This window comes from Gordonibacter faecis (assembly GCF_030077735.1).
Lineage (GTDB): Bacteria > Actinomycetota > Coriobacteriia > Coriobacteriales > Eggerthellaceae > Gordonibacter > Gordonibacter faecis.
In genome coordinates this window covers 1-13,919 of the sequence record NZ_JASJEU010000019.1, presented here as the reverse complement: position 1 = coordinate 13,919, position 13,919 = coordinate 1, and the positions used below count along the sequence as shown (strand labels likewise).

Sequence of the window (13,919 nt, the reverse complement as noted above, 5' to 3'; positions counted from 1 at the left end):
CAATTCTTCATACTCCCCAGTCACACAATGCCGCAAATGCAAACCCTAGGCCGAAGTAATCCCAAGGCTTTCCCTGATAATCATGACAAAAAGAATGGACAATATGTAACCATTCGTGGGGATTGCAGTGTGTTTCATCTTTCATAATTTCGAGAATGACCTGATTTTTCTTTTTGAAGAAAGAGCCATTTATTAGATTATCCAATCCATTCGTAATACGCTTTAAATTTTCGTAGGCAGTTTTATCTCCGAGCAAATATTGAAATATTGCAAGGTTGGTTTCTGTTCGATACTGATATATTCCCTCTTTATCGTTATCAATATCATGTTTTTGTGCTTCATTAAATAATACTCGATAGGCTCGAGTGACCGAACCGCTAATTGCTAGAAATATTGCTAAGTTGGAAGCATAGAATATTCTTTCAGCTAAGTCCTGTGGAATCGAGCCGAGAACTTCTTCAAAGATGAGAACACACTCAGACGCCGTTGCTTTTCCAGACAAAAAGGAGGCGAGCGCGTAGTTATTCCTTAAGATTTGTGGTCGAGGAAAAGGGAAATCGGGATAACACTTTTCAATAGATAGTGCTTTGCGTGTCTGCCTCACTGCCTCCATGAATTCACCATTAATAATAAGCATCGCGGAGTAGTTGATGAGCGAGGTGTAGTATTGTCTTAAGACAAAGCAGTTGTTATCGAAAAACAGTTTTTCAAAATACTCTACTGCTTTTCTTACGTGACAAAGCGACACCTCTGCACCATGTATTGCATTGGCATTTCTCAGAACTGAATAGACTCTCATCTCAGCAGAAGAATCGTATTTCATTCTTCCTTCGAGACTTGAGAGCAACTCTTCTTCCAGATCTCTTGCATATCTAAACTCTCGAAGATGGGCATTTGCCGTGATCAGCGCATGAATAAATCTTTCCCGAACCTCTTTTTCGCCATTAAATTTCTCAGATTTAACGCATGATGTAAAGCGAGCGATCTCTTCAACAATTGGTTCTGATGCTAGCTGCTTGGAAAAGCAGCGAAGTTTTAAGATATTGCGCTCCGCCAAGAGTTCTGTTCGATAATATGACGGTATCATGTCTAATGTTGTCAAGGTTGTGGGATAGTCTTTTTGTGAATACGAATAATATGCAGATTGCATTAACGTTAAATAGCTCGTCAATTTGCTATCTAAATGTAGTTCCGCTTCTAGAATTAATGATTGGGGGATGTTCCCAAAGTTTCTCAATTGTTGAAGAAACTCGAGAATGTAAAGCGTGCCAGCCTCTTCTTCACGGCCAGCAGCAAGCATATATCTTGCTCTTCTTAAGTACTGGCTGGGCTTCATCTCCTTTAGACAAATTGAAAGTCGATAGTAATAATCAATATGATTTGAGTCAACTCGAGACTTAAATATTTCATGAACGATGCTGTGGGCGAATTTAATGTAGCCATTTTTCGATGCATCTTCGGTTAAATTTAATGAATTAGAATCATTTATCAATTCTTCAAGTTTTGATCTAGATGAATCGGTTGCAACTAAAAGCTCGAAGCACGAAAATGTTTTGCCAAGTATGGAGGCATATTCAAGAACGTTAGCTATCTGGTCTCCGGTTGCACCAAATTCTTGAAGCCTTTTTGAAAGTATTGCCTGAAAATACTTAACGCTATTTTGCTGAGTTTCGTCGAAATCAAATGAATTGAATCTAATGTCTCTTGCGACCTCAAACAATATTTTGAGGTGTCCATTAATTAAATTATAGAGCAGTCTTAATTGCTTCTTAGGCAATCTTCTTTGTGCTTTTTCTTGAAAAATAACAGAAAAATCTTCAAGAGACATTGTGGGGAAAGATAGCTTGTGGCTTTTAGGAACATCATTAGTTATTTTTTCTATTAAGTCAACATTTGCTCCTGCTTGATTGGTCGTTACTGACATTACTAATTTCACCTTATATGGGAAAGAGGAGGCTATAGTATTCGCCGAGGTGATGATATGCTTAAGAAGTTGTAGCGATCTGCGATCCCACTGGTGAATATTATCGAATAGGATAACCGTGTTTTTGTTTCGAACAATTCGTTTTAGATAGTTAAGAATCATTCTTTCATCTTCGTTCAGAATGTCCAAATTGTTCTTTTTCCCCAAATTGAATAGGGTGTCGAAGAGAAAACTTATCGTGTTTCCTCCGGGTAAGTCTTTTGCTGCCTCTACAATGCCTCTTGTAACGATCGTTTCGTTGTTGTGTAAATGATCAGAAATTGTATTTTTAAAGGGAGCATACTCACAATCATCATATAAAGCATCGCCGTCAAATAACAACGCCTGGTCAAATCCATACTGAAGGTACTCTTCCAACATATATTCAAATGAGAATGATTTTCCACATCCAGAAGCCCCTTCTATCACAACACAATCGTGCGAGGCCCAGATTCTAGTAAGCAGGCATATAAATCTTTTTTGATGAGGCAGCAATTGTATTTGCGACAAGGCGTTTCTCCTGCTGTTTTAAAGAAAGGCTCTCGATAATTGGTGGTTATCTCTATATTGTCTATTTTACAATGAAAACGTTTATCCTTGGGCGATATGCTTCGATATTCGTAATTATCAAGTATTTTATATCGAAGGAGCACAGACGTAATCTTGAGTATCGTTCTACTCAAGATTCAGGTCGACATTAAAACATTAGTGAAATTTTAAAGTAGGAGCAATGACAACGCATTAAACTATTCAAATCACTCGCGTTAATCTGTCTGTCTTAAAAAAGATAGGAGAAAAACGCTTCTCAACCTCGCTTTAAGCAAAGAAGAAATGCTTGGTCGCTTTAACTCGCAATCTTTTCCTCTGCAATAAAAGATCGCTAGAAGTGCGACAAATCTTTAAAGGTTCACTTCTCCGTCATTCTATGTCGCTCAGAATTTCGCCGGGTTCGTTGCCGGCGTCGAGGAATTTTTTGCGGGTGACGAAGTTCCACACCATGACGATGAACGTGGCGGCAATCTTCACCACCATATAGTGGATGCCGAGCAGTTCCACACCAGCCCACATGCAGCCGTTATTGATGAGCAATCCAATAATAGAAAGCACCACAAAGATGATGAACTCGCGGCGACGACTCATACCTTCTTTGTGCGTAAACACATAGCGCATGGACGCCACGTAGTTGAATACCACGGACGCGGTGAACGAGATAGTGGCGCTCACCAGGTAGTTCACGCCGAACGCCTCGGTGAGCAGAACCATCAGGCCGTAGTCGATAACAAATGCAATGGCGCCCACCACGCCGAACTTCATGATTTGAGCGATAAGCTTCTTCACTGCCCCGCCTTCCGGCTTTCCCCGCCGCGCGCGGCCGCTAGCGCGTCTGTCGGCGCTCCTGTAGAAACCTATCTATTGTGGCATAAACCCGATGAATAGCAAGGGGTTTGCTCAGGTGTCCATCCATGCCGCTGGCCCGGCTGCGCTCTTCATCCTCGGTGAAGGCGTCGGCCGTCATTGCCAGAATAATCACGCGCGTGGCATCGGCGCGGTTCATCGCGCGAATGGTGCGCGCAGCCTCACACCCATCCATCTCGGGCATCTGCAGGTCCATGAGCACCACGTCGTAATACCCCTCCGGTGACTCAGCGAACCGCTCAACCGCCTCGCGCCCCGTGGTTGCCGCGTCCGCCTGCGCGCCGGCCATAGCCATCAGCTCAAGCGCAATCTCGCGGTTGAGTTCGTTGTCTTCGGCCACCAGCACGTGCACGCCCGTCAGGTCACACACCTCTTCTGCATCTATCCCAACCGGGTGCACGCTCGCCATGCCATGCGCAAACGTGCCTCCCACTTCCGACGCACCAGCGCCGCCTTCCCCACCAGGCAGTTCAAAGGGAACGTCAACCACAAACGTAGAACCACTTCCCACCACACTGCGCACGCTGATGCGCCCGCCCATCAACTCCACGAGGCGCTTCGTGATGGCAAGCCCCAGCCCCGTGCCCTTCGAACCGCGCTGCGCGTGCGCATCCCCCTGCTCGAACGACTCGAAAATCCGCTGCATGAACTCCGGCGAGATGCCGCATCCCGTATCACTCACCGAGAAGCGCACCCGCACGCCCGCACGCTCAGGTTCGCCCTCTTCCCGCACGCGTTCAACGTGCAACGTCACGCGCCCGCCCTCCGGCGTGAACTTGAGCGCATTGCCCAGCAAGTTGTAGATCACCTGGTTCAACCTCAGCGGATCGCCCACCAAACACGTGGGCACCTCCGCGTCCACCTCCGTGCGGTAGTCGATGCCATGCTCGGCCGCCTGCGCCGTAAACACCGCGTCGAGCGAGCTCACGAAGCGGCACAGGTCGAATTCCTCGTGCTTAATCTCAATCTTGCCGCTCTCAATTTTGCTCATGTCCAAAATGTCATTGATCAGCGACAACAGATGATCCGACGACAGCGCCACCTTCTCCAGGCAGATGCGCACCTTCTCATCGTCCCCGATGCTTCGCAGCGCGATGGCCGTCATACCCATAATGCCGTTCATAGGCGTGCGAATTTCGTGCGACATGCGCGAAAGGAACTCAGTTTTGGCCATACTCGCCTGACGCGCCTGCTCAAACGCTGCCTCGGCCCGGTTCTTCTCTTCCGCAAGCAGCCGGGTGTTGCGCCGTGTCAGCAAAAAGTACACGAGAAACGACGCGCCCACCACCAGCGCTAACACCGCTCCAATGGCCACCGCGTTGCCCAGCAGTGTGCCGCTCAACGCCTCAATGTCCCCATCAACCACGCCGTCGGGCATGGCCGTACACAAATACCACGCGCCATCCATCATGGGGCGAAAATACATATACTCGCGGCCGCCCTCCGCCGATAGCGGCACCATACTTGCCTCACCCCGCGCCAGATCACCGCGCACCGACGCCATATCCCGCTGCGGCTTATACGCGCTCGAACCCTCAATCGCACCGAGGATATCATCACCCACGGATGGCCCGCCCTCGCATCCCACCAGGCAGATGCCTTCCTTGTTCATCAGCACAGACGAACTTGAACTATTGTCACTCGTCTGCAAATTCAGCCGATTGGCCAGCCCATCCACAGCAAACCCCGCCACCACGCCGGTGAATGTGCGTGACCCGCACGCCACCGGGTCTATCTTCTCCGTCAGCGCAATGGTTTCGCCGCTCAGAGCAACGGCGCGTCCCTTCGCGTCGCGGTAGCCCACCACCGGATCGCCGCCCGCCCACACTTCGCTCGTCACATCGGCAGACTTCTCGCCATCGCAGGTAAACAGTGCGCCGCTCTCATCCATGAGAGCCAAAAACGCATATCCATCGTCCACTTCCAAGGCGGAAAGCACCTCGCGCGCCTGCGCTTCATCGTGGGGAGCGGACAGCGCAAGCACGGCCCCCACGGTTTCTACCTGCACAAACTTGTTCTCCATCCCAGCGTTAAATTCGGACACCATTCGATCGCTTAACTCGCGCAAATACACCTCGCTCACCGACTCGATGGCCGCATCGGTCGCCCGCTGCGACGCCACAATGGTGAAGGCCACCGAAGCAACAAGAACTAAGGCAAGAATGAGTGCAAACAGCGCGACGCGCTTGCGCTCGGAAGGTCGTGTGAGCTGTTCCATGAGCGAAAAAGCCACCTGTCCGATCGGGTACGGGGCTTGGGGAGAAGCCGGCGCCCCGATTCTACCATGAGGGGTTTCAGCCGTTCGTAACCGCGCGGCAACGGCTCAACAACCGCGGTTCATCCGGAAAATGAGTGGTGTGTCTGGCATCGCATGCACCTTTCGGGTACGATATTCGAACCGAACGAACAGGAGCAACACGTGCAACAGGTAACCGAGGCGTCACGCACACGCGCAAACAAGGGCACGGTGGCGGTGCTCATCCCCTGCTACAACGAGGCCATCACCATCGGCAAAGTGGTCGACGACTTCAAGAAAGCCCTGCCCGAAGCCGTTATTTATGTGTACGACAACAACTCCACCGACAACACGGGTGCCATCGCGGCCGAACATGGCGCCGTGGTGCGCGTCGAGCGCCGCCAGGGCAAGGGCAACGTGGTGCGTCAGATGATGCGCGACATCGATGCCGACTACTATATTATGGTAGACGGCGACGACACCTACCCCGCCGAGTCCGCGCCGGCGCTGCTCGCGCCGCTCATGGCCGACGAAGCCGACATGACGGTGGGCGATCGCCTCTCCAACGGCACCTACGGCGAAGAGAACGACCGCGCCTTCCACGGCTTCGGCAACAACCTGGTGCGTCGACTCATCAAGTGGATTTATGGGTTCGAATTCTCCGACGTCATGACGGGCTATCGTGCCTACAACGCCGTGTTCGCGAAAACCATGCCGGTACTCTCGCCCGGCTTTGAGATTGAGACCGAACTTTCCATCCACGCGGTGGACAAGCGCTGGCGCATCGTTGAAGTGCCCATCGATTACCGCGACCGCCCTGAAGGGTCCGAGTCCAAGCTGAACACGTTCTCGGACGGCATGAAAGTGCTCATGATGATTCTGTCGCTGTTCAAGGACTACCGCCCGCTTGCCCTGTTCAGCTGGGTGGCGCTGCTATTCTGCGTGCTGGGCCTCATTGCCGGCATCCCCGTCATCGCCGAGTTTGCGGCCACGGGGCTCGTGCCGAAACTGCCCTCGGCGCTGCTTGCGGTGGCGCTCGTGTTTGTGGGCATTCTGGCTTACTCGTGCGGTCTTATCCTTGACACCGTGGTGAAGGGCTCGCGCAAGCAGTACGAACTCGATGTGCTCCGTGCCTACGAGGCGCTGCGACGCGAGAACCGCTAGGATGCCGCCGATGCAGACAACACGCACCAAAAGCGACTTCAAGCGCAACTGGTTCACCATGACCTCGCTTGTGTCGAAGGACTTCAAGCTTAAGTACCGCCGCAGCGTGCTTGGCGTACTGTGGTCGGTACTGAACCCGCTGCTCATGATGTGCGTGCTGGCCGCCGTGTTCACCAACGTGATCAAATGGGGCAATATACCGAACTTCCCCATGTACCTCATCCTCGGCAACGTGCTGTTCGCGCTCATGGCCGACTCAACCAGCGGCGCGATGACTTCCATCCTCGATTCCGCACCCCTCATCAAAAAGGTTCGCGTGTCGAAGATGATTTTTCCGCTGGAGAAAGTGCTGTTTCAGTTGGTGAACTTCGCCATATCGCTCATTGCGGTAGTCATTGTCATGCTGATTTTCCAGATAGCACCCACGTGGAACCTGCTCGCGTTGCCACTGCTTCTGGTGTTCATGCTGCTGTTTTGCTCGGGGCTGGGCATGCTGCTATCCGCGCTGGCGGTATTCTTCCGCGACGTGTGCCATCTCTGGGGCGTCGTAATCACCGCGTGGACGTACGCCACCCCGCTCTTCTACCCCATCGACATGGTTCCCGAATGGCTGCAGGCAGCCGAGGTGTTCAACCCCATGTACCACTACGTCACATACTTCCGCTCCATCGCCATGTACAACACCATGCCCGGCCTGCAAGAGCAGCTTATCTGCCTGGGCATAGCGCTTGTCACCTTCGTTGTGGGCCTGCTGGTGTTCAAGGCCTCCGAGAAGAAGTTCATCCTTTACGTTTAGGCGGTTTTCATGCCCGAGAATGTCAATACCACGCCCCTCGCTGCCCAGCCGCCCGTTTTCGCTGACGACAACCGCGCCACCATGGTGAAGGTTGACCACGTGTCTATGATCTTCAACATGGCCAGCGAGCAGCTGAACAGCCTCAAGGAATACGCCATCGCACTGGCGCGCCGCGAGTTGCGCTTCAAGGAATTCCGCGCGCTTGACGACGTATCCTTCGAGGTGAAGAAGGGTGACGTATTCGGCATCCTGGGTACGAACGGCTCGGGCAAGTCCACCATGCTGAAAATCATTGCCGGCGTGCTGGAGCCCACCAAGGGCACGTGTTCCATCCACGGCAACATTGCTCCGCTCATCGAGCTGGGCGCGGGCTTCGACTTGGAATTGACGGCGCGCGAGAACATCTACCTGAACGGCGCGCTTCTGGGCTACTCGAAGAAGTTCATCGAGCAGCACTTCGACGAGATTGTGGACTTCGCCGAAATTGAGAAGTTCCTCGACATGCCCATGAAAAACTACTCATCCGGCATGGTGGCGCGTATTGCGTTTGCCATTGCCACGGTTATCGTGCCCGAGATCCTCATTGTGGACGAGGTGCTCTCGGTCGGCGACTTCATGTTCCAGCAGAAGTGCGAGCGACGCATCACGCAACTCATCAAGGAACACGACGTCACCGTGCTCATCGTGTCGCACAACAACGACCAGATAGAGCGCCTGTGCAACAAGGCCATCTGGATTGAGAAGGGCCACACCCGCATGCTGGGTTCGGCGAAGGATGTCTGCCGCGTGTACCGCGTGCTGGGCGGACACGTGGGCAGCGCCGAGGCCGAGGAGCACGTGTTTAACCTGCTGAACGAAGACGTAACCGTGCCTGACGACCTCATTGATGTCATCGGCGGCGAAAGCCGCTACGGCACGGCGACCCGCCTCGTGGAGAAGTGCGGGTTCGCCCCGGGCGGCTCGGTCATCCTGGCACCGGGCGAACTAGCTTCCCCCTGCATGGCGGCCACGGGGCTTTCGGGTGTCATGGACGCGCCGGTGCTGCTCACCAAGCCTGACGGCCTGCCCGACGTGACCGCGCAGGCACTGAGCCAGCTTCAGCCCCACCGCGTTGTCGTGTTGGGCAGCGAAGACATTGCTTCCGAACGCGTCGTGGAAGATGTGCGCGAGGCGTGTGGTCCCACCATTGAAGTGACGCGCGTGGAAGGCCGCACCGCCGCTGAGATTGCGCTTTCCCTCTACCGCTTCGGCCAGCAGCAGGGACACTGGGGCAGCACCGCCATCATCACGTACGACGGCTGCACGGGCGACCTCATCTCGTTTTCGCCCTACCTGTTCCAAAAGAAGGTGCCGGTGTTCTTCGTTGCCTCGAACGGCGTTGTGGGCGACGACACCGCGCAGGCCTTGCAATCGGGCCAGTTCAGCCGCTTGCTTGTGCTGGGCGGCAGCTATCACGTGCCGGATGCTTTCCTGGAAGCGTGCGAAGCGCGCGGCGTGCGCACCCAGCGCGTGTGCGGCAACAGCGCCTACCACGCCAACGAGCTTATCAACAACCTTATGACCTCGGGCGACATCGAGGGCGACGGCATCAGCATCGACCGCCTCATCGTGTCATCGGTGTGGAACCCCTTCGACGCGTTTGCGGGAGGTGCCTACGCTGGCAAGACGAACTCGGCCTTCCTGTTAGCCGACCCGCAGAACCTCGACAGCGTGGCCCACGCCCTCTCCTACATCGAGAAGAAAGAAGGCGCGGTGCGGCACCTCACCTTCCTCGGCGGCGACACGCGCTTCAACAAGCTCGACCGCCAGATGCTGGGCAAAGCCGTCGTGAAAGCCATGCGCGCAAACCAGAAAGATTCCTAGGGCTGCCTTTTCGTGCATAGGGCGCTTTTCGCGCCGCGTAAGTGTTACTGTGCTTTGCGCCTGGTCGGCACCCATACACGGGGTACCCAGCACCGTCGAAATCATGCGGTTTCGGCGTTACCCTCCCGCAAGCCTCCTGAAAACGTGGTATAAAAGAAAGGCGCGAGCACTGCTCTCACCTCGCGTATCCGCTTTGCCGCGTGGACGAACGCCCGCCGGCCGTTCGAAGGAGTTCCTTGTGAGCGCACCAAAATCCCTTACCAGCATTGCCCTTTCAGCTACCCTAGCCTTGGGCCTCGCCCCCACCGCCGCTTTTGCGGCTGAACCAGCTTCCGACGCCCCTTCCGTGAGCGCTGAAGCCACCGATGCACCGGCCCCGCAAAGCGGCCGCCTTGAGAACAGCTGGCGCTTCAGCGATGGCCAGCCCATCGTGCTTGACGAGGGCATCTCCCTTTCCGCCAGCACGCCCGCCTGGACTAAGAACAGCGAAGGCTACTACGTCAGCAGCGACGGAACCCCCATCTACGGCGCCATTCAGCGCGGTATCGACGTGAGCGAGCATGCCAAGGAAATCGACTGGGAAGCCGTCAAAGCCGATGGCGTGGACTTCGCCCTCATCCGCTGCGGATACGGCAATGACTATACCGATCAAGACGACAAATACTGGAAGCGCAATGTTTCCGAGTGCGAGCGCCTGGGCATTCCCTATGGCGTCTACCTCTACTCCTACGCTGAGTCTGTGGAGGATGCCCGCAGCGAAGCTGACCATGTGTTTCGCCTGCTCAAGGGTCACAATCCGGCCTTCCCCGTCTACCTGGACTTGGAAGAAAACCATCTCGGGAACGTCGCAAACCGCAGCCTGCTCGCTTCGATTGCGCAAACGTTCTGCACGCGCATTGAGGCTGCCGGATACGACGCGGGCGTGTACGCGAACCTGTACTGGTGGGACAATTACCTGACCGACCCCGTGTTCAATTCCTGGGAGCGCTGGGTTGCGCAGTACAACGTCACCTGCGACTACGCGGGAACCTACAAGACTTGGCAGGCCACACAGCACGGCACGATTGACGGCATCGAAGGCTCCGTCGATATTGACTTCTTGCTCGCCGACATCCCCGCTGATGTGTCTCGCACCGATTGGTACTACACGAGCGGCATGTTCGACTACGTGACGAAGACCGGCCTCATGGGCACGTACAGCGACTCCGGCCTGTTCGGCCCGAACGACCCCATCACGCGCGGCCAGGTGGCCACCATCCTGCACCGCATGGCGGGCGGCGCCCTGGTTGATGCGCCGTACTTCGACGACGTGGACTACAGCTGGTACTATGGCCCCGCCATCAGTTGGGCGCGCTCGAAGGGTATCATCAATGGCTACCGAGACGATGACGGCGTATACCGCACCTTCGGCCCCGAGGACCCGGTCAGTCGCGAGCAGTTGGCCGTCATGCTGGCGAACTACGCCTCCAAGGTGGGTGGCGTCGACATCAGTTCCACGGGCTCGGCACTGAACGCCATCGCTGGCTCGCAAGAGGTTTCCGACTGGGCCCGCACGCGCCTGGGATGGGCTGTGGATAACAAACTTATCTCCGGCGTAGTGGCGAATGGCACCAGCTACGTACAACCCCAAGGAACCGCCCTGCGCAGCGCCATGTCCAAAATGATAACGATGCTCCACCGCGACGTCCTCGGCGGATAAAGCAAGCCACCCCCCCCCAGAACCACCAAAGGCCTGATCAGCACCACGCCGATCAGGCCTTTTCTTATGGCTGCAATAAAGCCCCCTCCCGCCACACAAAAGTGTGACGCGCTATCGCGCTAGCCAGTACACCACAAGTTTTCTTGCTACTGCACCATCTCTTTGTGGGCGTCTTCGATGGCCCAGATGATGGGGTGGAGGATCGATAGCTGATAGGGAGCATTTGTTAAAATGGCTACCAAATAGGGGCGGTCCCCTGCCCATACGATGCCGGCATCGTTGGTTGCAGCCAGGTCGTAGTCGGCGAGCCACCCTGGCTTCGTCTGCGTGGTGTAATAGGGGCCCAAATCGGCGCTGATCATCGAATTAAGCGGCGATTGATACCACGATCCCACCCACGAGCCGTTCCCGCCGCCGGTGAAAAACTCGTAGTTCTTGGTCCACAGTTTCACCAGATCACGCGCCGAGTAGTGCGGATACCAGGTGTTTGCCATCGAGGTATCCACACCCGCCTCGGCGCACCACGTCCACATACCACCCGCGCCGAAGTTATAACGCAAACTCTCGTACGCCTCATTGCTGGAAATGCGTATCGCCAGCTCCATCGTCCCCGCCCAACGCAGCAGCCTTGAGGGATTAGTTGCCGCCAGGCTTGCAACATACGGCCCCTTGATAGTGCTGGCCGAGAAGAACGCGCGGTCGGGATTGCAGGCAACGCCCTGTCCCGTTTTGACATCAATCATGATAAAGCCCACGTCATAGCCCACGTTGCGCACGCCATCCGCCGCGCGCCACAGCGCATCCAGCACCGGCCCGCTTGGCTCGTAGCCGCCAAATGAGGTCACGCCCCACCATCCATCCGCCGTGCCGATACCCCCGCGCACATCATCCGTGGTGTAGGTATAGGCAGCCGGAATGAAGCGAAACTTCTGTGCCGCCGTCTGATTCGGGGTATATATCTGCACGTTGGCGCCATCCCAGCCGCCCGCTCCTGCCACGTCCACATTCAAGCCGCCACACGCCGATTCCAGGTAATAGAACCCATCGCCCGTGGGAACAGGTCGGAACAGCTGAGCGACATTGCCCGATGCCGAAATCCAAGCATGCACGTTCGTTTCGTCTACCGCTCCCGCGCCCTGCACGTCGAGCGCACGGCGCGTCTTGGCGTTCACCAGCCTCACGTAGCCGTTGCCCGCCGGCTCCACCATCCAACGCTGGGCTCCGGTGCCGTTATCGCTGTACACCTGCACGTTTGCGCCCACATCAAATGAGCCGCCCGCCACATCAAGCATGCGCCCATCTGCCGCACACGAAATCATGTAGGTACCCTCCGACAGCACCTCCACCGCTATCAGGCAGAATGACTGGAAAGAGACACTTCCCGGCTCGGCGGTCCCCATATCAGCGCCTGAGACCATACCAGCAGCACTCAGCGCGTCCCCCGTTTCCGCGTTTACCACCATAAGGCCCCAAGGTCCCATGAGCGCCTCCCAACGCTGAGTGGGAGCAGGGCCTTCTTCGGGCTCTTCTTCCTGCGTCACCGCATCCTCAGTAGCCGTCAGAAGCAGCCCTGAACACAGCGAGCGCAAACAGAACCACGAGGCGTCCGTCGCCTTCTCTAGCTGAAACTTCTGAGCCGGTGAATCGTTGCGCGACCACACCTGAACACGGGCACCTACTGCCTGCGACCCCGACGCGATATCAACCACGCTCGACGTGTCGGACGAAGCTGCCAAGGTATACACGCCCGGCACCACAGTATCGACGGGCTCCAGCGTAAAGCACTGGGCCGGCGACTCGTTCGCCTCCCACATTTGCACGTTCGTGCCATTGTGCGCTTCACCTGCGCACACGTCCAAAACCAGCCCGTTCGTCCGCGATTTGAACGTGACGCTTCCGTCCTCATTCGCCAGGAGGGTCCAACTCTGGTTGAGGTTACCCGCCGTATACGTCCACTGCTGCACGTTTGTTCCCGAGGCTGTACCGCCACCTTCCACGTCGAGCGCCTTCCCCGAAAGCACCGACTGAATGCGGTAGGTGCCATTCTCGTGGCGCGTTACCCAAAACCGCTGCGCCAGCGTGTTGTTGGCATGATAGAGCTGCACATTCGCGCCATCATTCACGGAAGCAAGCGCCACATCAAGCACAAACTGCGGATCAAGAGCGCTTCGAACCACATAAGCACCCTCTTTCACCACCGCTTCCTTATCTGCAGCCGGCTCCTTATCCGCCTGTTCTGTCTCCAGCGTTACCGCCTCGACTTCAGCAGATGCTTTCTCCGCAGCAGGCGCAGTCACTTCACCCGCACCGTCGCCTTCGTTTATCTCAGGATCGGGAACAGGCGTATCGGTGTTGCCTTCACCATCAGGAATGTCAGTATCAGTTTGAGAGTGGTCAGAAGGATCCGTTACGGACCCATCAGAATCATCGGAAGAAGGGGTGGAAGAATCGTTCTCAGACGTTGCAAAATCACCAGTCACGGCACCCTCAGTCGCAAAGACCCGCGCCGGAAATCCCACCGCGCTCATCGCTACCAGCAGAACAGCCAACGCCCCCGACAGAGCCCGCGTCCACCTACCACCCACAGCAATCATCCCTCCCCTAATCACTGTCTCAGTATAGCAAAAACCCAGGTCGTCACTCATCAAGCAACACTAGCAAGCCCCCGGAAGGCCCTTCTTAGCCCCTTTCAGGCCCAACAAGAGTCCCCCCCCCCCAACAAAAAAAGAGGACCCCCAGGTCCCCTCACATCAGCAACAACAGCTACCACTCACCCAGCAGC

At 55.6% G+C, this 13,919-nt stretch carries 8 protein-coding genes; 4 read left to right on the top strand and 4 right to left on the bottom strand.

Features of this window, described 5'->3' with window-relative positions:
* Positions 1-7: 7 nt before the first annotated feature.
* The 3 genes from QNJ86_RS09420 to QNJ86_RS09410 all read right to left on the bottom strand — a co-directional run bounded on the left by QNJ86_RS09420 (position 8) and on the right by QNJ86_RS09410 (position 5,597).
* Positions 8-2,473: a P-loop NTPase family protein gene (locus QNJ86_RS09420; RefSeq protein ID WP_283832360.1), complete on the bottom strand. Its 2,466-nt coding sequence runs from the start codon at positions 2,471-2,473 to the stop codon at positions 8-10.
* A 408-nt stretch (positions 2,474-2,881) separates the two neighbouring features.
* Positions 2,882-3,301 (bottom strand): GtrA family protein, encoded by a 420-nt coding sequence (locus tag QNJ86_RS09415; protein WP_283832359.1) that lies wholly within the window; start codon positions 3,299-3,301, stop codon positions 2,882-2,884.
* A 37-nt stretch (positions 3,302-3,338) separates the two neighbouring features.
* Entirely contained in the window at positions 3,339-5,597 is a 2,259-nt protein-coding gene (locus QNJ86_RS09410; protein WP_283832358.1) for an ATP-binding protein, read from the bottom strand.
* Between the two features lie 201 nt (positions 5,598-5,798).
* On the opposite strand from QNJ86_RS09410, the gene QNJ86_RS09405 reads away from it, so the two are divergent.
* From QNJ86_RS09405 to QNJ86_RS09390, 4 genes are all read left to right on the top strand, one after another.
* Entirely contained in the window at positions 5,799-6,779 is a 981-nt protein-coding gene (locus tag QNJ86_RS09405; RefSeq protein WP_283832357.1) for a glycosyltransferase family 2 protein, read from the top strand.
* 10 nt (positions 6,780-6,789) lie between these two features.
* Positions 6,790-7,575, top strand: a complete 786-nt coding sequence (locus tag QNJ86_RS09400; RefSeq protein ID WP_283832356.1) for an ABC transporter permease — start codon at positions 6,790-6,792, stop codon at positions 7,573-7,575.
* 9 nt (positions 7,576-7,584) lie between these two features.
* Positions 7,585-9,438 (top strand): ATP-binding cassette domain-containing protein, encoded by a 1,854-nt coding sequence (locus QNJ86_RS09395; RefSeq protein ID WP_283832355.1) that lies wholly within the window; start codon positions 7,585-7,587, stop codon positions 9,436-9,438.
* Between the two features lie 238 nt (positions 9,439-9,676).
* On the top strand, positions 9,677-11,137 hold the full coding sequence (locus QNJ86_RS09390; protein ID WP_283832354.1) for a GH25 family lysozyme: 1,461 nt from the start codon (positions 9,677-9,679) through the stop codon (positions 11,135-11,137).
* A 146-nt stretch (positions 11,138-11,283) separates the two neighbouring features.
* Here the strand turns inward: QNJ86_RS09390 and QNJ86_RS09385 are convergent, their stop codons facing one another.
* Positions 11,284-13,731, bottom strand: a complete 2,448-nt coding sequence (locus tag QNJ86_RS09385) for an RICIN domain-containing protein (protein ID WP_283832353.1) — start codon at positions 13,729-13,731, stop codon at positions 11,284-11,286.
* Positions 13,732-13,919 lie beyond the last annotated feature (188 nt).